Genomic DNA, 19770 nt, shown 5'->3' with positions numbered 1-19770 from the left:
CACCCGGGAAAGCAGCCCCCACAAGGGCCCGCACACCCGGGACGGGTAACAGAGTTACGGCGGTCATAGCGTGGGGGAAACGCCCGGTCCCATTCCGAACCCGGAAGCTAAGACCCACAGCGCCGATGGTACTGCACCCGGGAGGGTGTGGGAGAGTAGGACACCGCCGGACAACCATTGAGAAGAGCCCCAGCCACCGGCTGGGGCCCTTCGCATTTAACAACCAAAACCACCCACGAACACGGCCGGGTACGCAGCCGCGACTGGCGGTTGAAGGAACCCAGTCGCAGCTGACATGCGACGGGTCAGCGCCAGAACGCGCTGAGCGGACTGGCCAAGGCTTTGCCCTGATTGAAGCCGGTTTGGGCAGCTGCCGGCCGGAGCGAGAGATCCATCGCGTTGACGCCAAACAGGTGCTCAGCCTCGCTGTCCGGGAAGACCGTTTCAACCCGGCTGCCGCTGCGGCGGAGTTCATCTACTTGTGCGGATAAGTGCATGCCCCATTCCAGGGGAGTCCGTGTCCTCCCTCCAAAGGGTGAGAGCACCAGCACGCGGCTGTACCCGGCCGCGAGGTCGGCGTTATCGGCATTGGACCGGTAGCCGCCGTCGATATAGTGATTGCTGCCGATGCCGTAAGCGAACCCACTGGCACAGCTGGCGGCCACAGCGTCAACCAACTCCACTCCGCTACGGCGGTCGAACACCACCGGTTCACCGGTGCGGGCGTCAACCGCTGTGAGGAGCACTAATCGTTCCGGCCACTCCTGATGGAGTAGTCGGGCAGCAACGGTTTGTCGCCAGCGTGCACTGGGGCCTTCCATCGCCTCGGCCATGTCCAGAGCCGCGGCACCCATGCGGCGTCTCATATCGGCCATGTCCGTGGAGTCATCCAGGATTTTTCCGGTTCGTTCCATATGGTCGGTCACAGCGCGGGCTCCGTTCCTCCCGCCGGCGTGATTGGCAGGCGCGGAGTCGGCGCCAGGGTTGACTCCGGGCATCGCCGCGGGCTTCCGCGGGGCCGCGGCAAGGACGGCATCAAAGAGCTCGGGTGGAGTTGCCCCCACCAACTGGGCCGCCGCCGTCGAACCGGCGGACGTGCCAACGGTGAGGTCCGCAGCGGTTACGTCCAACCCGGCGTCGAAAAGTCCAGCGACGACGCCGATCAGCCATGCGTTGCCTGTGGACCCGCCGCCACCTAGGATCAGCGCCCGCTCGCCAGTGGGCACTCTTTGTGAGGCGTCAATAGCCGGGTGGGGCTGGTGAGACACCAGCTGATCGGAATCCTGCCGATAGGACGGTGCAGGGACGTGTAAAGAAGAAGGAGTTGTGTTCATGGGAGGCGCCTTTCGCGAATTGCCTGTTCGGCGCTCCCAGTGGCGACTAACTCAGTCGCGGGATCATGGACAGGGGAGCGCCCAGTGTGGATACTGCGTTCATGGGTCTCACCTCCTGTCGAAAAGCACGATCACGGGAAAGCTATCACTCCGCTGAATCGTGCGCAATCGCCGCGGGCGACCGCCGGTAGAGTCCAGGGATGAGTCTCACGCGAAACCTGGACATTGCATCAGCGGGCGGAGACGCCGCTCAGTTCCTCCTGCGTCCGCTGGAAATTTCTGACGCGTCCTCCCTGGCCGCTGCCTACCGGCGGAACCGTGAGCACCTGGCACCCTGGGAACCAGCCCGGGATGACGAGTTCTTCAGTACCGCGGGTCAGACGGCGGTATTAAAGGGCAAGCTGGACCTCTATGAACAAGGCACGGAGGTGCCTTGGTTTTTGACCGCTGGACAGAAAATATTGGGGATGATCACCCTCTCCGGTATTGTCCGCGGGCCCTTCTTGAATGCCAACCTCGGCTACTGGGTGGATGAGTTGTGCACCGGCAAGGGCGTAGCGTCCGGTGCGGTAGCCGCCGTCGTGAGTATGGCTGCTGACGAACTCGGCCTCCATCGCATTCAGGCCGCTACGCTGGCCCACAACGCAGCCTCCCAAGCGGTGCTGAAACGGTCCGGCTTCGAGCGAATTGGGGTGGCACCGTCCTACCTCCAAATCGCCGGTGAGTGGCAGGACCATGTGTTGTTCCAACGCATTTTGTTCTAGTTGCGGAGGCCAGCGGAGTGCCTGCTTGCGCCTGACGCCAAAGCCGTAGGGTACGCCAAGGGCTTAAAGCACCCCTAAAAACCCCGAAATTCCGGTGATTTTGGTCAAAAAGGCGCGGAAACACGCGGAATTTGCTGGCCATGCCAGCCCAAGCTGGTAAGTTTTCGAACAGTGGCTTGCTCGCATTCCGCTTGAAAGCTCAAAAACGTATGAGTCCAGGAGGACGTAAATGGCTAAGAACCGTAGTGAACTCGTTGCAGAGGTAGCAGGCAAGGCTGGCACCAGCCAGGCAGCAGTCAACTCCGTGCTCGATGCACTGTTCGAAGTTTTCGAGACTTCTGTCGCCGCTGGCGAAAAGATCACCATCCCGGGCTGGCTCGCAGTTGAGCGCACCGACCGTGCAGCTCGCACCGGCCGCAACCCGCAGACCGGCGAAACCATCCAGATCGCAGCCGGCCACAGCGTCAAGCTGACCGCTGGCTCCAAGCTGAAGGCAGCTGTCGCCAAGAAGAAGTAATTACTCTTCGGCGAAAGCCTTGAAGGGACGGCAACCGCGAGGTTGCCGTCCCTTCTGCTTTGAGTTAATCCACATAGCGCCTTCCCGATTCGCAGCCCGGCGGCAGGTAGCGGACAATGGATAAGTGCCATCAGCAAGAAGCTCCGCTACTGCCCCTTCGCCTGCTCCCAAACCGGGAGCGCGGGGAGGCACTGCTGCCGCGGGCATTTCCTTGCCGTGGCAACTGGCCGGTCTGGCGGTGCTGTTCCTGGCACTCGCAGCGGCCCTCATCTTCTCCGGCGCCTCAGCTGCGCGGCAGGTTTCCGATCCCGGTGAATTGGTCCGGTGGGGCCTCCCCATCGCAAAAGCCGTCCACAACGTGTCAGTAGCAACGGTAGTTGGCGGCCTGATCTTTGCTGTGGGCATCCTGCCTAAGAACATCGGCGGATCCCGGTCCCGTGAAAAGGACCTTGACGCCCCCGAACATCCGGCCTTCGCTCGGGCCTTGGCCGTTGCGGCGGCAGCAGGCGCAGCCTGGACATTATCCGCAGTGGCGGTCCTCGTCCTGACGTACGCAGATGTCGCAGGACAGGGGCTCTCCGGGGACGCGGAGTTCACACGTTCCTTGGTCTACTTCATGACAGACATCGAGACCGGCAAGGCCTGGCTCGCGGTCACCATCATTGCCGCCGTTGTCACCACTGCGTTGTTCGGCGTGAGGTCGCTGACAGGCCTGGCGTTCACGCTCCTGTTGGCCCTGATCGGCCTGATTCCTACCGCCCTGATTGGCCACTCCTCCAGCTCCAGCGACCATGAAGGCGCCATTAACTCCCTGGGCCTCCACCTGGTGGGTGTGTCCACCTGGGTTGGCGGCATCATCATGCTGGCGGTCCTCTCCGGCATTCTCACGGGTTCCCGGAGCAAGGGAACGCCGGACATCACCGAGCAAACGCTGCGTCGCTTCTCGTCGCTGGCCGGTTTCGCCTTCGTCCTGGTGTTCGCTTCCGGGGTGATCAACGCCGCCATCCGTGTGACTAACCCTGCTGACCTTTTCGGCTCCGCCTATGGCCAGCTCATTGTCGCCAAGTCCCTAGCCACGCTGGTGCTGGGTGGTATCGGCTTCATGCACCGCCAGTGGGTTATCCCGCAGCTTGGGAAGAGCGGTTCCATGTCTGCTCGCCGGGTGCTATGGCAGCTGGTTTTGGTGGAGCTGCTGGTGATGGGCGCGACGTCGGGACTCGCCGTTGCGCTCGGACGCTCAGCGCCGCCGCAGCCAACCACGTATGCACCCGACGCTTCGCCGTCGTTCATCCTTTCCGGCTACGAGCTCCCACCTGAGCTCACACCGGAACGCTGGTTGACTGAGTGGCGCTTTGACTGGCTGTGGGTGGGCGTCGCCCTGTTCGGTGCCGTTTCCTACATCCTTGGCATCGTCAAGGTGCGTAAGCGTGGCGACAAGTGGTCCTGGTTCCGAACGGTGAACTGGCTCATCGGGCTGGTGGTGCTCATGTACATCACGTCCGGTCCGCCCGCCGTTTACGGACGCGTGCTTTTCTCTGCCCACATGGTGGATCACATGGCCCTCACCATGGTGGCTCCCATTTTTCTGGTCCTCGGTTCCCCTGTAACCCTTGCCTTGCGGGCCTTGCCGGCCCGGGGTGAAGGAGCTCACGGGTCCCGCGGCCTGCGCGAATGGTTGCTGTTGTTTGTGCACTCAAAGTTCTCGCAGGTGGTGACGCACCCACTGTTCGCTGCCGCCAACTTCGCCGGCTCGATCGTCCTGTTCTACTACTCGGACCTGTTCAGCCTTGCGATGCGTGAGCACGTGGGACATGAGCTCATGAACGTGCACTTCCTGCTGACCGGCTACATTTTTGTGCTGACCATGATCGGGAGCGATCCTCTTCCTCGTCGTGCCCCGTACCCCATGCGCCTGCTTCTCCTTCTGGCCACCATGGGCTTCCACGCATTCTTCGGTGTGGCCATTATGGGTGGCACCGGGCTGCTGGCCGCCGATTACTTTGGAAACCTGGGCAGGGCTTGGGGCCCGTCGGCCATTGGGGACCAGCAAATCGGTGGCGCAGTGGCCTGGGGCATCGGGGAGGTGCCCACCTTGCTGGTGGCAATTGGCGTCGCTGTGATGTGGTCCCGTTCGGACGAGCGGGAGACCCGGAGGGTGGATCGGGCGGCCGACAGGAATAACGACGCCGATCTCAGTGCTTACAACGATATGTTTGCCCGGCTCGCTGATCGCGATGCCAAGATGACTACTCGAACTACCCAGGCAGCCAGGACCCCTCAGGTGTCCAGGACCCCTCAGGTGTCCAGGACCCCTCAGGTGTCCATGGAGGCCCAAGAATCCACGCCGGCGCGGTCGGAACGCGGCAACGCCGAACACGCCACCACAGACTCTGCCGGGCAGACCGAACCGAATACCAAGCTGGAAGGACGCTGATGAGCGAAACCGTACGTACCCAACACCGGGTCCGGGCCTCCGAACTGGAGGGCCGCGGCTGGCTCAACACGGGCGGGAAATCGCTGGACCTCGAGTCCTTGCGCGGCAAGATCGTGCTGCTGGATTTCTGGACCTTCTGCTGCATCAACTGCCTGCACGTGCTGGACGAACTGCGCCCCCTTGAGGAAAAGTACTCGGACGTCCTGGTGACGGTCGGTGTGCATTCGCCCAAGTTCGAACACGAAGCGGATCCCGTCGCACTGGCATCCGCCGTTGAACGCTACGAAATTCACCACCCGGTTCTGGATGACCCCGAGCTGGCAACGTGGAAGGCCTACACCGCTCGCGCATGGCCCACACTTGTGGTCATTGACCCCGAGGGCTACATCGTGGCCCACCTCTCCGGTGAGGGTCACGCAGGCGGCCTCGCTGTTCTCCTGGAGGAACTCGTAGCCGAGCACGAGGCCAAGGGGACCCTCCACCGCGGTAACGGTCCCTACGTGGCCCCGGAGCCGACGTCGGGCACTTTGCGCTTCCCCGGAAAGGCGACTCAGCTCGCCAACGGCAACTACCTCGTGGTGGACTCCGGCCACCACCGGCTGGTGGAACTACGCCCCGATCTTGAAACCGTGGAGCGCATCATTGGCTCCGGCACTAAGGGATTCCTGGACGGGCAATCGGAGATCGCACAGTTCAACGAACCCCAGGGCGTGACCGTCCTGCCGTCGGAATTGGCGTGGAAGCTCGGCTACGACGCAGTGGTTGCGGACACTGTCAACCATCGCCTGCGTGGCGTCACGTTGAGCTCAGGCTACGTGCAGACCCTCGCCGGCAACGGTGTTCAGCGCCTGCTCGACGCCGGTCCCGCCCGGGTGACGGACACCGGTGCCGGAACGTGGTCTGAACACCACGACGGCGGCCCTGCTGACTTCGCTGCCGACGCAATCGATGTTGGGGCGTTGGGCTTGGGCACCGAGGTCTCACTGTCCTCACCGTGGGACGTGGTTTGGAGCGAAAAGCTGCAGCGCGTAGTCATCGCCATGGCGGGAACTCACCAGATCTTCGCCTTCGACCCCCTGGCCAACGAGGTTTCCATCCTCGCCGGTTCCGGGCTTGAAGGCCTGCTTGACGGCAAAGCGGAGGAAGCCTGGTTCGCCCAGTCGTCCGGTTTGGCCATTGATGGTGACAACAACATCTGGGTTGCCGACTCGGAGACGTCGTCCTTGCGCCGCCTGGTGGTGGGTGATTCCGGTGTGACCGTGGAAACCGCCGTAGGCAAGGGCCTGTTCGACTTCGGGTTCCGCGACGGCGGTGCCGATGATGCACGTCTGCAGCACCCGCTGGGCGTGACTGTCCTACCGGACAATTCCGTGGCCATCGCAGACACCTACAACGGTGCCGTGCGTCGCTACGATCCCGCCACCAAGTCCGTTTCCACCTTGGCGAGGGGCCTAGCGGAGCCGAGCGACGTCGTCGTGGTCCAGGTGGAAGGCAGCGATCCTCTCCTTGTTGTAGTGGAGTCAAACAAGCACCAACTGGTCCTGGTTCCCATTCCCAAGGAAGCCCTGCAGGTAGATGAGGGAGCATCGCAAACGCACCGTCCCAAGAGCCCGGTGACCCCCGGTAACCTTGAGCTCGCGGTACGTTTCAAGGCTCCCACCGGCCAGAAGCTGGACGACCGCTGGGGCGACCCCACGCAGCTGAAGATTTCCTCTACCCCGCCTGAACTGCTGGTCTCCGGCGGTGGGACCTCGGTGGGCTTGCTGCGAACCTTGGAACTTTCTGCCGATGTTCCTGAGGGCATCCTTCACATCACGGCCCGCGCGGCTGCATGCGATGGTCCCGAGACTGAGGACGGCGAAATTCCGGACCACGCTGCCTGCCACCTCTACCAGCAGGACTGGGGCATTCCCGTGGTGCTGCAGGCCGACGGTGAATCCGAGCTGGTGCTGGACCTGCGCGGCATGGACTAAGCGGTACCCATCGAGAATGGCCCGGGTTTGACCTCTCAGGAGGTTGCCCGGGCCATTCTTATGCCGTCGGACCGTCCAAAACTGGGTCGCTCCGGAGCCTCGGACTATCCACATAGCCGGATTCGGCCCTGCCGGCCCCTTAGCTGGAGCTGCAGGCTGGAGGGATGGAACCCGAGGAAGCCTTGCGACGATTGGGTGGCGCTGCCATGACCCGGCAGGTGCAGGCTCAGGGCGCCAGCGAAGCGGCGATTCGATCCGCTGTGCGGAAGGGAAGCGTTCAGCGCGTCGAACGTGGAGTGTTGAGTCTTCCGGGCGCAGATACGGCATTGGTTGCCGCAGTCAAAGCGAGGTCGCTGCTCACCTGTGCTTCAGCTGCGAGCCGCTATGGCCTATGGTTGCTGCACGAACCCGCTGAGCCCCATTACTGGCAAAGCAACGGCCGGCGCACGGCTAAGTGCATCAGCCACCGCCTGTCCCTGTCTCAACCTAGACCTAACGAGCCGTACGTCGCTCTGCCGGATGTTCTTCTGCACGCACTTCTCTGTCTGCCACCGTTGGAATCGCTGGTGATGGTAGAGAGCGCCTATATCCGCGGCGACATCGGGCTCGGGTATCTGCGACGCCATCTACTGGGCAACCGGGGTGGTCAAGCCCGTGAAGTTCTGGCAAGAGTGGACCGGGGTGCAGGGTCCTTGTTGGAAACCCTGGCACGGGTGCTTTTCCGTGATGCAGGCATCCGCACCGAGACGCAGGTCTGGATCGACGGCGTAGGAACCGTGGACTTTCTTCTTGAAGGCTTCCTCATAGTTGAACTCGATGGCATTGCTTTCCATCTGGAGCCACGTCAGTTCAAGAAAGACCGCCGGCGGGATAACGAAGCAACCAGGCAAGGAATGCTGGTGCTGAGGTTCTTCTATGACGATGTGGTGTACGCGCCGGAGAAGATGCTCCGGCATGTGCGCGAAGTTCTTCTTCGTGGGCCAGCTCGGTTGTGGTCGAAGTAGCCCATTTCTGGGCGCTCTCATGCCTCGGTGGGCAGTGATTGCGGGACCTAGGGGGTAGAAACTGGGCCATTCCGGCGAGGCCAGCCCGGCGGCGAGGCCAGCCCGGGGCAAGGCCAGCCCGGCGGGACCGGACCCAAGGAAGGAGAGGGCGCCGAAGAGTCAGAATGTCAGCATCGGGGTGACTGTCACAGTGTCTGCGCCTACGTCCAACTGGGTGGTGAAGCTGAAGTCGTGCTCCACGTTGAGGTCGTTGACGAACCCGGTGAAGAGGTTGATCTCCCGGGCGGTCAGTGTGGCCTTGCCGTTGAGGGGAGCCACCACCCATTTTCCACCGAACGGCTCAATGGTGATCTTGGGGTACTCGGTGATGGCCCACTTGATGGTTCCGTCCACCACACGGGCATTGCTGGCGTGGTAGAACGGGCAATCGGGTTGCAGTCGCTGCTGCTCGGTGGCTTGGGCGGCACAGGTGTCCAGGAATTCCCGGACCTTACCCGCGACGGCCTCATTCATGGCCTTGGTGGAACGGGTCTGCAGGTTCAGGGGCGCCTGGCCGCCGTCGCGTGTTGTGACAAGGGCCGAGGCTGCCGGGGCTTCGAAATAGGTGCCGTTCAGGCTTGCCTCGTACTTGCCGGGGAAGAACACGGCAAAGTTGTTGCGCCCGTTGGGCATGTTCACGGGTACGCCGTTGAGGGTGGCCTCGCTGGCGTTGACCACGGTGACTTCTATGGTGGGAAGCGTGGTGGGAACGAAGGCCCACTTAGCGAAGAACAGCCACTGGGTCCCGGTGCGTTCCATCAGGAATTCCGTGTGAAGCCGGCTTCCGTCAAGGGTGTAGTCCACTGGCACAGCGACGCGGTTGCTGCCCCGGGTTTCAGGGTTTCCAACCTTGATATCGGACATCTTGGAGGCGGCCGTTTGGAGCGCTGTACCGTCCAGCATGGCGGGGTTCGCGCTGGGGACTTTGGCACGGAGCAAGCCGAGCGCTGCTTCTCCTTCGCCGTGCTGCAAAGCTGCTAAATACTCCTTGACGGGCTGTTGCGGACTGGCAACAGAGGAGCTCACCAGGTTGATGCACACTATGGCTCCGGCGGCAGCAAGCATCAGACCGAGCAGCCATCCGGCTGCGGTCTTGACCAATGCTTGACTCAACTGCACGCCCTTTACGTTACCTGCCGCGGCAGCCAACGCCGTGCAGGAAGGCTTCGGAACGACTTATATCCACCGTCTGGAGAAGGCTCGACGCCGGGTGGCAGCTGGCGTTGCAGCCGCCCGGCGTCGTGGTTCCGGCCGTCAAACAGGACTAGCGGCGACGCCGCGAGGAGGTGCCGAAGACCCCGCGCATGAGGTCGCGGCCAAGCTGCGTCCCCATGGATCGGACCATGCTCTTGAGTCCACCACCTAAGGCTCCACTGAGGGCGCCGGCGATGTCACCGAACATACCGTCCTGCTGTGAGGACTGTGGTGCCGGAGCGGGAGGAGCCGGCGGTGCGGGGAAAGGCTCAGGCGACGAGGACCGTGAGCTGGGACGGCCCAGGATTTCCTCTTCGATCCGGCGCGCTTCGGCGTCGATGTCCGCCTGCGAGGCCCCAGAACCCCCCGAACCTCCCGAAGAGGGCACTGGTGGCAAGCCCGGTGCGGCATCCCCGGTAGCGGCCGCGGCCTTGCCATTGAGCTTCTCGTAAGCGGAGAGGTTGTCCACAGCGGTGCCGTATTTCCCCAGCAAAGAGGAAGCGGCCACCGTGCTCTTGATAAGTTCGTCAGTGCTGGGGCCCATCACGGATTCCGGAGCGCGGAGCCGGGTCAAAGCCACGGGGGTGGGTGCGCCTTTTTCGTTCATGACGGTGATGACGGCCTCGCCGATGCCTGCGGAGGTAAGTGTCTCTTCGAGATCGTAGTCGCTGACCGGGAACGTGGAGACGGTGGCCTTCAATGCCTTGGCATCCTCGGGTGTGAAGGCGCGGAGGGCGTGCTGGACGCGGTTGGCTAGCTGGCCTAGGACGTCCGCAGGAACATCCTTGGGTGTTTGGGTGACGAAGAAGATGCCCACCCCCTTGGAACGGATGAGCCGAACGGTAGTGGTGATGGCTTCAAGGAAGGCCTTGGATGCACCGTTGAACAGCAGGTGCGCTTCATCCAGAAAGAAGACCAGCTTGGGCTTGTCCAGGTCGCCGGCCTCGGGCAGGTCTTCGAAGAGGTCCGCGAGGAGCCACATGAGGAACGTGGAGAACAACAACGGCTTGGTCTGCAAGGTGGGCAGTTCAAGGCAGCTGATCACACCGCGGCCGTCCGGTGCAGTGCGGAGGAGCTCTGCGGTGTCGAACTCCGGCTCCCCAAAGAACTTCTCCATGCCTTGCGCTTCCAAACCCACCAGTTCGCGAAGAATCACACCGGCCGTGGCCTTGGACAGCCCGCCTAGGTTTGCGAGTTCGGCTTTCCCCTCGTCCGAGGTGAGGAACTGGATGACGGCCCGGAGGTCCTTGAGGTCCACCAGTTCCAGGTTGTTCTTGTCCGCAAAGTGGAAGATCAGCTGGAGGCTGGATTCCTGAGTGTCGTTGAGGTCCATGATGCGGGAAAGCAGGATGGGCCCAAACGACGTAATGGTGGCGCGGACTGGAATGCCGTAACCATCCCCACCGAGCGAGAGGAACTCAACCGGAAAGTTCTTCGCAGACCATTCCTGCCCCAGCGCAGACGTACGGGCGGTCAACTTCTCACTGCCCGTTGCCGGCGTGGCCAATCCTGACAGATCACCTTTGATGTCCGCGAGGAAAACCGGAACGCCCGCCGTGGACAATTGCTCGGCAATCATGTGCAGCGTGACCGTCTTGCCGGTGCCCGTGGCGCCGGCCACCAGCCCATGCCGGTTCATCATGGCGAGCGGGAGCCGGACCTGGGCTTCCTTGTGGATTTCACCGTCCACGATCGCGGCGCCCAGCTCGATCGTGGCACCTTCCAGGGTGTACCCCTGTTGGATGGTGGCGAGTTTTTCGGCAGTCGTTTTGTTGGCCATGCGGATAGCTTAGCCCTGCTCGGCAAGATCCTTGCTGAAGGCCAAATGCTTGATTTCCTCGGGGTCTGCGGCGAGATCGAACAGTGCTTTGTAGCCGGTGGCGAGGTAGAGGTTTTTGGCCTCCGGCTGTCGCGGCCCGGTGGTGAGGTAGAGCTTTCGGTAGCCCCGGCGTCGAGCCTCATTTTCCAGTTCGGTCAGCACCAGCCGTGCCAAACCGCGACGGCGATGGGCTGAGTGCGTCCAGATCCGTTTCAGTTCGGCGGTGTGGGAGTCGTAGCGGCGGAACGCGCCGCCAGCCACGGACTCGCCGTTTTCCTGAATGATGATCAGGGCGCCGTGCGGGGCGGCGAACTCTTCTGCCGGGTAGCGGTTCAGTTCCTCGGCCGCTCCTTCGCTGCTGAACAGGTCCCCGTAGCGGGTGTTGTATTCGACGGCGAGCTCGTCCAGGAGCGGGCGTACCCGGGGGTCGCGCATGGGCAGGCTGAGGACGGTCAGGCCTGACGTCGGCAGGGTGGGCGTGGTGGTCATGTCAGGCCTTTCGTAGGTGGATCCCAAGTAGGTAGCAGCTGTGTCAAAACGCGCTCAACTGCGACTCAGTTGGGTGGGTGGCGGCAACCGTGGAGAGGATGCGGCGTGCCAGGGCGTCGTTTTCCCTGAAGGGTGCTGCGTTGGTGTTGGGACGGGCAAACGCCCCCGCACCCCAACCGGACGTCCACGGTCCCACCGCGAACAAACCCTCCTGTGGAGTTCCAACAGGGGACAGGACCTGGTGATTCCCGGAGACCAGGAGCTTGCCTGTGGAGTGGGCGCCCTCGGAGGTGAGGAGCCTTTGCTCAGTACCCCATCCGGAGTGGTGCAGGTCAGCCAAGGCGGGATTCGCTGAACGTTCTACGGACGCGGAAGGCAGCCGAGCCTCAATGTATGCAGAAGCATCCACCACCACGGGCGACTGGAACGTCCCGGCAACGAACCTGCCAACGGATTCGTCGGCGCGGACCCACATGCCGGGGCCCAGGAACTTCAAGAGCCCGGCCCTGTGTAGCGCGAGCATTTCGCGGAGCCGGTGCGCGGGCGGGCCCGAGTCCACGAAACTGAAGAAGCCGTGCCACCAACCGTGGATGGTCTGCTGGGAGCGCGCGTTGAGCCGGTCTTGCGGAACCAAACGCCCCAAGTCCATGTACACGTACAACAGCGCCGTGAACAGTGCGAGGGTTTCGGAGTGATCCGGGCTGGTCCTGAGGTTCAGGTCGTTCTGGATGTAGGCGGCCACGGAGCGCTGGACGGTTTCATGATCGGCGAAAGCGCAGCCGCTCAGGGGGTGGTCCAGCTTTTCGAGGTCCAGGCGCAGTGCAGGGTCAGGCACGGAGTAGGCCGCCAGCTCTTCCCTGGCAGCGCTGTACCAATCAACGGCGTCGAGGCGCGACTCAAAGTCGGCCCACGTTCCCAGCACCCGCGAGGGATAGCCTGTGAACAGCTCGCGGTAGTACGCATAACCGGCGTCCTTGGCGATCAACGGCCACAGGTGGGTGCGGAAATCGAGTTCCTGATGCGTGGCCAGCAAAGCGTCAATGGCCTCGTCGGTGAAGTATCGCGGACGGGATACCGGCTCCCCGCGCAGAGCGGAGGAGATCTTGGAGTGGTACGGCACACCGCGTCGTGACCCTGCCCAGACCCGCGGCTCGGCACCGGAGGGCACATAGTCCAGCTCGCCGTCGGGCCTTTCTTCAAAGCGGCCGCCACGGCCCTCAAACAACAGCACCAGCAGGTCCACGAAGGCGAGTCCCATGCCGGAGACGATCACGTCCTGCCCGGCTTCAATCGTGGAGTAGTCCACGTCCGTGGTGTACGACGGCGGCGCATGGAACCCGCCGTGCCGGGCAGCGAACTCGCTGTGGCGGGCAGATTCGGGATCCGTCAGGGAATCGGTGTGGCCCAGCGCGTAAACCACGACGTCGGCAACCACCTCGTCGCCGGAAGCCAGCCGCACACGGTGCGCACCGTCGTGGTGCGGGCCGGAAGCAGCCTGGCCGTCCGAGAAGCGCTCGACGCCGGTGGCTGTGTCGCGGTGGACGGTCACCGTGACCTCGGGGCCAAGATTGCTCACGGCCCGGCGGAAGAACCACTCAAGGTACTTGCTCTGCAGTTGCCGGGTAGGAAAGGACGAAGGGGTTAGCAAGCGGAGCTGGTCCAGCAGGTGCGGCTCCAGCGCCGGAACATCGCGGATGGTGCCATCCAGCACGCCTGCCGCCCAGGTGGAAAGCCCGGGCCCGTCAACGGAAGGCCCATCGCAGGCCACCGAGGCATCGGTGAACATGGTGACATCCGCAGCCGTGGAGTTCAGCAGCAGCCCGGGATCCTGGTCATAGCGCCAGATCCTCCCGGAACCCGGTTCATGGGGGTCGATCACATGGATGTGCAGGGGACGGTCGAACAGTTCGGGACGGTTTGCAGCTAGCCGTTCCAGGACACCGGCAGTGCGTGGGCCGCCGCCGATGAAGGCGATGGCGGGTACTCGTGACGGCATGGGATCTCCTGAAAAACAGTGGTTGGTGATGCCCAATCTAAGGACCAGGCAGGCTGCGGGTCGAGGCGCCGGTAACCGCCGTTCACCACACGTCACGCAGCGTTATGGCGCGCAAAATCAGGACGCATATGGCGCTTCATGACGAGGATTGTGACGCTGTGCGAACCCCGGCGAAGCCGCGCGAAGTCCAGTGAAGAAGTGCAAATTCCCGCCTTGCTGCCGGGTTTCGCGCGGCCCTAGATTGGCAGCCATCCGATAGACAACAACCGATCTGAAATGAGGTGGCGCATGAGTGCAATCGCACCGCCTGCCACGGCGGAAACTGCACCGCCCACCCCGGATTACTCCGACTACCAGCTGGTACCCGCCCGGCATCCCTGGCGTTGGGTGGGCACCGTGCTGGTGGCTGCCGGCGTCGCAGCCATCGCGTGGTCGCTGGTCACCAACCCGCGCTGGGAGTGGGGAGTGGTGGCCGAATGGTTCACCGCGCAGTCCGTGGTCAATGGACTGATCGAAACCCTCAAGCTCACGGCCATTTCCGGCGTCCTGGGTTTCGTCCTCGGATTCATTCTGGCCCTCATGCGCTTGTCCGCCTCACCGCTGCTGGTCTCGGTGTCATGGACGTTCTCCTGGATTTTCCGCTCCACTCCACTGTTGGTCCAGCTCCTGCTCTGGTACAACCTGGGCTACCTCTACGAGAAGATCAGCCTGGGCATCCCCTTCACGGACGTCCGCTTCTTCGAGGCCCAGACCACCACGCTCATCAGCCAGTTCGCCGCAGCTGTCCTGGGACTCACGCTGAACCAGGCGGCCTACTCTGCCGAAATCATCCGTGGTGGCATCCTCTCCGTGGACCAGGGCCAGCTCGAAGCTGCCTCAGCCTTGGGCATCCCGGCGTGGAAGCGTTCCACCAGGATCGTGCTTCCCCAGGCGATGCGCGCCATCCTGCCCAACGCGTTCAACGAGATCATCGGCCTGGTCAAGGGAACGTCGATCGTTTACGTACTGGCCTACTCGGAGCTCTTCTACACGGTGCAGGTCATCTACAACCGGACCCAGCAAGTGCTTCCGCTGCTGCTGGTGGCCACGCTCTGGTACGTGGTGATCACCTCGGTGCTGAGCGTTTTCCAGTACTACATCGAACGCCACTTCTCCAAGGGCGCCCTGCGGACCCTTCCGCTCACTCCCTTGCAGAAGGCCCGTAAGTTCTTCACCACCCACGTTGCTGCCTCTCCCACGAAGGACGCCCGATGAGCATTATTGCTGCACGCAAAGAATCCGCAACGGCGGCAAAGGTCGCAGAGGAAAAGCAGGCTGCCGCTTCGGCCGCTTCTGCTGAAGGCACGACGGCGGCCCAGCCCGCCACGGTGAACAGGGCAGCAACCCGCGGGCAGGTGGACATCACGAATGTCCGGAAGTCCTTTGGCGCCACCGAGGTTCTCAAGGGTGTTTCCTTATCCGTCCCGCCGGGTGGTGTGGCCGTGATTGTTGGCCCGTCAGGCTCCGGCAAGTCCACCCTGCTGCGCACCATCAACCACTTGGAAAAAGTCGACGGCGGTTACATCACCATCGACGGCGAACTGGTGGGCTACGAGGTCCGCGGCAACAAGCTCCACGAGCTGCGTGAAAAGGACATCCTCAAGCAGCGCACCCACATTGGCATGGTGTTCCAGAGTTTCAACCTGTTTCCGCACCTCACGGCGCTGGAGAACGTGATCGAGGCGCCGATTGTGGCCCAGAAGCGTTCCAAGGCCGAGGCCCGGAAGCGCGGCTTGGAACTCCTGGACCGCGTGGGTCTGAAGGATCGCGCTGATGCGTACCCCCGCCAGCTTTCCGGCGGCCAGCAGCAGCGAGTCGCGATTGCCCGGGCTCTTGCATTGGACCCCAAGATTCTCCTGTTTGATGAGCCCACGTCCGCGCTGGACCCTGAGCTCGTCAACGAGGTTCTGGACGTTATCCGCGAACTCGCCAAGTCCGGCACCACGCTGATTGTGGTGACCCATGAGATGGGTTTCGCCCGGGATGTGGCGGACACCGTGGTGTTCATGGACCAGGGCCAGATTGTGGAGTCCGGCACACCGCAGGACATCTTCGCCAACCCCCGCGAGGAACGCACCCGCAGCTTCTTCTCCAAAGTCATCGAACCAGCTTTCAACATCTAGGACACCCCTATGCTTCGCACCACCAGCTCCACCAAGAAACACAAGATCCTGGCACTCGCTGTACTTCCCGCCGTCGTGCTTCCCGTGCTGGCCGGGTGCTCCGATCCTGGAGCGTCGGCAGCCCAGCCGGAGTCCGAAGCTGCCAAGAACGGGATTGTTTACAACACGTCCGTGGATCAGAACCGGATCCGCGGCGAGAAAGACGCGGCCGCAGCCGCCACTGTTCCTGCGGCCATCGCCAAGGACGGCAAGCTGACGGTAGCCACCACCGCGGGTTCCATCCCGCTGTCCTTCCATGCCACGGACGACAAGACTCCGATCGGCGTTGAGGTGGACATTGCCCAACTTGTGGCGGACAAGCTCGGGCTGGAACTGGACCTTCAAGTGACGTCCTGGGAGAACTGGCCGCTCAAGACACAGTCCGGTGATTTTGAAGCCGTTTTCTCCAACGTGGGCATCAACGCAGCTCGAGTGAAGCTGTTTGATTTCTCCACCTACCGGGCGGCGTACATGGGCTTCGAAGCGAAGAAGAGCTCCACGTACGACATCAAGGGCTCGGATGACATTTCCGGACTGAAGATCTCCGTGGGCTCCGGCACCAACCAGGAGAAGATCCTGTTGGCCTGGAACAAGGAGCTCGAAGCCAAGGGCAAGGCACCGGCCACCTTGCAGTACTACTCCTCCGACGCCGACACCATCCTGGCGCTGTCCTCGGGCCGCACCGACCTGAACCTGGCACCGTACCCGTCGGTGACCTACCGCGAGAACACCCGTGATGACCTCAAAGTTGTGGGCAAGGTCAACGCCGGCTGGCCCGCGGAAACACTCGTTGCCGCCACCACCCTCAAGGGCAACGGTCTGGCTCCGGCCATCACGGACGCCCTGAACTCCACCGTCAAGGACGGCTCCTACGGCAAGGTCCTGGAGCGCTGGGGCCTCTCCGAGGAAGCCATCCCCGAATCCAAGACAGTCACCGAAGCTACTTTTGGTACGGGCAAATGAAGTTCCAAGTCCTGGACATCATTCCCCACCTGAAGAACCCGGTGACGGGGGAGATCGTCTCAACCGCTGACCGCTTGAACCAGGTTGTTGAGTCGGCGAAACGGGCCGAGGAACTGGGTTTCGACAGTTTCTCCGTGGGGGAACGCCACGCCGGTGAGTTTGTCTCGTCCTCCCCGACGACGGTCCTCGCCGCGATCGCCGCCGTCACCAACCGCATCCGCCTCCAAACGGGCGTCACAGTGCTCTCCGTACTGGACCCCGTACGTGTGGCGGAGGACTATGCCACCATCGACCAATTGAGCCGTGGCCGCTTGGAACTGGTGATCGGCAAAGGCAACGAGGTTCTTCAGTACCCGTTGTTTGGCCTGTCCCTGGATGACCAGTGGGACCTGCTCGCTGAGAAGTACGCGCTGCTGCGCACGCTGTGGCGCAAGGAAAGCGTCACCTGGTCCGGCCGCTTCAGGCCCGCGCTCACCGAGCCAACGACGACGACGCCACGCCCCTTCGCGGGGTCGCCCCGGATTTGGCACGGCTCGGCTACAACCCTGACGTCCGCTGCGCTCGCCGCCAAGTGGGGAGACCCGTTGTTCACGGCCAACGCGATCCAGCCCCGCGAGAACTACAAGGTCCTGATCGACCACTACCGCGAAGAGTACGAGCGTCACGGCCATGATCCCCGGCACCAGTACCTTGGCTCGGGGAGCGGCGCCGGCGGTGTCTTCATCGCGGACACCACGCAGGAAGCCATCCGCCAGTACGGCCCGGTCTATGAAGGACTCACCGCCAGCCGTAACGTCCCCGGCAACAACTCACCCTTCCGCGACATCCAGCACGCCGTGGCAGAGGGGCCCGCCCTGGTAGGCAGCCCGGAGCAGGTCATCGACAAGATCCTCAGCTACCACTCGTTGTACGCCCACGATCTCCAGTCGATCTCCTTGCCCACTACACTGCCCTTCGAGCAGCAGCTGGAGATCCTGGAACGTTTCGCCCTGGAGGTCATCCCGGCCGTCCGTGCCGCGGCACCCACCACGCTGTGGGAGGCCGAAGATCCGTTCGGTGGCCGACCCGAATTTGCCGGGGCCACCGAGCCGGACGCAGCAGCAACCGTCACAGCCGACCATGCCTTCAACAGGAGCGATAACGCACATGTCTACGCATACTGAAACAGCACTCGAATCCTTTGACGAGGAATGGCAGGAGTGGCACGCCGCCCACGAACGCCAGCGCGCCCACCCGCACGGCTTCCTCGCGGTCACCCACCTGCACTGGCTCGGCAGCGAGGCGACCCGCCTGGAAGGCGCGCCGGGAACCTGGAGTGCGGATGACGACGTCGTGCGCGTTGTCCTGGAACCGGGCGAAAGCCTGCAGCTGGACGGCGTGGAACTCAGCACCGGAGAGCCGCTGGAATTCGGTCCCATCGAGGAACGCGGCGGGATCAACCTGGTCTCCGGCGGCACCGTGATTGAGGTGGCCAAGCGGGGCGGCGAGTACATCGTCCGGCCGCGAAACCCGGACAATCAACTCTTGCAGGACTACCAGGGGACGCCCGCCTACACACCCAACGCGGCATATGCCGTGGCTGGAACTTTTGTCCCGTTTGAAGCGCCGCGCCCCACCACGGTGGGTGCCGCCGTCGAAGGTATCCAGCACGTCTACGAAGCCCCGGGCGAGATCCGTTTCAAGCTGGCCGGTGAGGAATTGGCGCTGACGGCATTCAACGGGCACGCACCGGGCTCGTTGTCCGTGCTGTTCACCGACCAGACCTCCGGCAAAACCACCTACGCAGCCAACCGCTCGCTGTCCGTGGTTCCCGCCCCTGATGGCTCCGTGCAGCTCGACTTCAACCGGGCCGTGAACCTGCCGTGCGCCTACACAGACCTCGCCACCTGCCCTTTGCCGCCAGCTGAAAACCGGCTCCCGGTGGCGATCGAAGCCGGCGAAAAGATCCCCTACGAACGTCAGGACCAGAAGTGAGTACCTTCGAAGAACGCAAGGCCGGGTTCCTGGCCATTGAACTCGACGGCGCCGGGTACCAGAACCTCGCCACCGCCGTCCTCGCAGCCGAGTCCGCTGGTTTCCATGCGGCAACCTTCAAGGACACGCCGGAAGCCGGACGGACCAACGCCCTGCAGCGCGCCGCCTTTGCCGGGCCGGTCACCCGGACCATCGCTGTGGTCCCTGAGGTGGACACCGTCTACACGGAGCCTTTCCACGTTTCTACGCAACTGGCCAGCCTGGACTACGTGTCCGGCGGCCGGGCTGGCTGGATCGCTACCGCAGCGGTGTCACCCGAGGCCGCAGCCGCCGTCGGACGTTCGTTTGTTGAGGGCGACGCGCTGGCGCAAGAGGCTGCCGCGTCCATCGAGGTGAGCCGCCGTTTGTGGGATTCCTGGGAGGATGACGCCGTGATCCGCGACGTCGCCACCGGGCGGTACATCGACGTGGACAAGCTGCACTACGCGGACTTCGAAACGCCCGCTGACTTTGCCGGCACCGCCTATTCGGTGAAGGGACCATCCATCATTCCAAGGCCCCTCCAAGGGCAGCTGCCGGTGCTCGCCGCGGTGTCGCTGGTGGGCGAGGGCCTGGTTCCGGTAGACGCCGTGGACGCCGTGCTCGTTTCCGCTCCGACCCCGGAGCTGCTGGCTGCCGAGGTCCGCGACGCGAGGGCCCGGCTTGGTTCTTCGGTGGCGATTATTGCCGAGCTCGACGTCCTTCTTGACTCGCGTGGACAGGCTGCGGCTTCCCGCGTCGTGACGTCCCACGACAGCGGCATCGCGCGGTTTGTCGGCACGGCAGCGGTCCTCACCGAGCTCCTCGCCCCACTGCTCCAGGAAGCCGACGGCGTTCGGCTCCATCCGGCCGTCCTTGACGTGGAGCTGGAGGAACTGTCCAGGCTGGTCCTCCCGGAGCTGCGTCGCCGCGGCTTGTTGCGGGCACCGATCCAGGACGGCACCTTCCGCGACGTCCTCGGACTGGCTCCGGCAGAGAACCGCTATTCGACCACTGCCGCGGCTCCTGTTGCCGCCGGAAAGTAGGGGAA

At 63.4% G+C, this 19770-nt stretch carries 16 protein-coding genes and 1 rRNA gene; 12 read left to right on the top strand and 5 right to left on the bottom strand.

What is annotated here, in order from left to right:
• Positions 1–55 precede the first annotated feature (55 nt).
• A 5S ribosomal RNA gene (rrf, locus tag LDN70_RS18905) occupies positions 56–172 on the top strand.
• Positions 173–305: 133 nt separating this feature from the next.
• Here rrf and LDN70_RS18900 read toward each other — a convergent pair.
• Complete coding sequence (locus LDN70_RS18900) at positions 306–1334, bottom strand: patatin-like phospholipase family protein (RefSeq protein ID WP_223941108.1); 1029 nt, start codon at positions 1332–1334, stop codon at positions 306–308.
• A 200-nt stretch (positions 1335–1534) separates the two neighbouring features.
• On the opposite strand from LDN70_RS18900, the gene LDN70_RS18895 reads away from it, so the two are divergent.
• The 5 genes from LDN70_RS18895 (at position 1535) to LDN70_RS18875 (ending at position 8026) form a co-directional block, all read left to right on the top strand.
• Positions 1535–2098, top strand: coding sequence for a GNAT family N-acetyltransferase (locus LDN70_RS18895; RefSeq protein ID WP_223941107.1), 564 nt, complete (start codon positions 1535–1537; stop codon positions 2096–2098).
• Between the two features lie 229 nt (positions 2099–2327).
• Positions 2328–2615: an HU family DNA-binding protein gene (locus tag LDN70_RS18890; protein ID WP_011776355.1), complete on the top strand. Its 288-nt coding sequence runs from the start codon at positions 2328–2330 to the stop codon at positions 2613–2615.
• A 124-nt stretch (positions 2616–2739) separates the two neighbouring features.
• Positions 2740–5049, top strand: coding sequence for a bifunctional copper resistance protein CopD/cytochrome c oxidase assembly protein (locus LDN70_RS18885; RefSeq protein ID WP_502773751.1), 2310 nt, complete (start codon positions 2740–2742; stop codon positions 5047–5049).
• Complete coding sequence (locus LDN70_RS18880) at positions 5049–7022, top strand: NHL domain-containing thioredoxin family protein (RefSeq protein WP_166842141.1); 1974 nt, start codon at positions 5049–5051, stop codon at positions 7020–7022. Before LDN70_RS18885 ends, LDN70_RS18880 begins: the two co-directional genes overlap by 1 nt.
• Before the next feature lie 164 nt (positions 7023–7186).
• On the top strand, positions 7187–8026 hold the full coding sequence (locus LDN70_RS18875; protein WP_223941106.1) for a type IV toxin-antitoxin system AbiEi family antitoxin domain-containing protein: 840 nt from the start codon (positions 7187–7189) through the stop codon (positions 8024–8026).
• Between the two features lie 159 nt (positions 8027–8185).
• Here the strand turns inward: LDN70_RS18875 and LDN70_RS18870 are convergent, their stop codons facing one another.
• From LDN70_RS18870 to LDN70_RS18855, 4 genes are all read right to left on the bottom strand, one after another.
• Positions 8186–9214: a hypothetical protein gene (locus LDN70_RS18870; protein ID WP_142937684.1), complete on the bottom strand. Its 1029-nt coding sequence runs from the start codon at positions 9212–9214 to the stop codon at positions 8186–8188.
• Positions 9215–9329: 115 nt separating this feature from the next.
• Positions 9330–11039: a helicase HerA-like domain-containing protein gene (locus tag LDN70_RS18865; RefSeq protein WP_223941105.1), complete on the bottom strand. Its 1710-nt coding sequence runs from the start codon at positions 11037–11039 to the stop codon at positions 9330–9332.
• 9 nt (positions 11040–11048) lie between these two features.
• The gene (locus tag LDN70_RS18860; RefSeq protein WP_166842143.1) at positions 11049–11567 is read right to left on the bottom strand and encodes a GNAT family N-acetyltransferase; all 519 of its coding nucleotides are present in this window, start codon (positions 11565–11567) and stop codon (positions 11049–11051) included.
• A gap of 43 nt (positions 11568–11610) precedes the next feature.
• Positions 11611–13563, bottom strand: coding sequence for an FAD/NAD(P)-binding protein (locus tag LDN70_RS18855; protein ID WP_223941104.1), 1953 nt, complete (start codon positions 13561–13563; stop codon positions 11611–11613).
• A gap of 288 nt (positions 13564–13851) precedes the next feature.
• Between LDN70_RS18855 and LDN70_RS18850 the strand changes: the two genes are divergently transcribed.
• From LDN70_RS18850 to LDN70_RS18825, 6 genes are read left to right on the top strand one after another with little or no spacing between them, the layout of a single operon-like run.
• Positions 13852–14817, top strand: coding sequence for an amino acid ABC transporter permease (locus LDN70_RS18850; protein WP_187697092.1), 966 nt, complete (start codon positions 13852–13854; stop codon positions 14815–14817).
• Complete coding sequence (locus LDN70_RS18845) at positions 14814–15725, top strand: amino acid ABC transporter ATP-binding protein (RefSeq protein WP_208096874.1); 912 nt, start codon at positions 14814–14816, stop codon at positions 15723–15725. The genes LDN70_RS18850 and LDN70_RS18845 overlap by 4 nt, the downstream gene beginning before the upstream one ends.
• A 9-nt stretch (positions 15726–15734) precedes the next feature.
• Positions 15735–16727, top strand: coding sequence for an ABC transporter substrate-binding protein (locus tag LDN70_RS18840; RefSeq protein WP_142937689.1), 993 nt, complete (start codon positions 15735–15737; stop codon positions 16725–16727).
• Positions 16724–17890 carry an LLM class flavin-dependent oxidoreductase gene (locus LDN70_RS18835; protein WP_223941103.1) on the top strand — a complete coding sequence of 389 codons (1167 nt, stop codon included), beginning with the start codon at positions 16724–16726 and terminating at the stop codon, positions 17888–17890. Before LDN70_RS18840 ends, LDN70_RS18835 begins: the two co-directional genes overlap by 4 nt.
• Positions 17874–18701 (top strand): DUF1684 domain-containing protein, encoded by an 828-nt coding sequence (locus LDN70_RS18830; protein ID WP_223941102.1) that lies wholly within the window; start codon positions 17874–17876, stop codon positions 18699–18701. The genes LDN70_RS18835 and LDN70_RS18830 overlap by 17 nt, the downstream gene beginning before the upstream one ends.
• A complete protein-coding gene (locus LDN70_RS18825; protein WP_223941101.1) occupies positions 18698–19765 on the top strand; it encodes an LLM class flavin-dependent oxidoreductase in 1068 nt (355 codons plus the stop codon). Before LDN70_RS18830 ends, LDN70_RS18825 begins: the two co-directional genes overlap by 4 nt.
• Positions 19766–19770: the final 5 nt, after the last annotated feature.

This window comes from Arthrobacter sp. StoSoilB22 (assembly GCF_019977315.1).
Taxonomy (GTDB): domain Bacteria; phylum Actinomycetota; class Actinomycetes; order Actinomycetales; family Micrococcaceae; genus Arthrobacter.
Note: the sequence above shows the minus strand (reverse complement) of the source record. Positions and strands in the feature narration are given on the sequence as shown.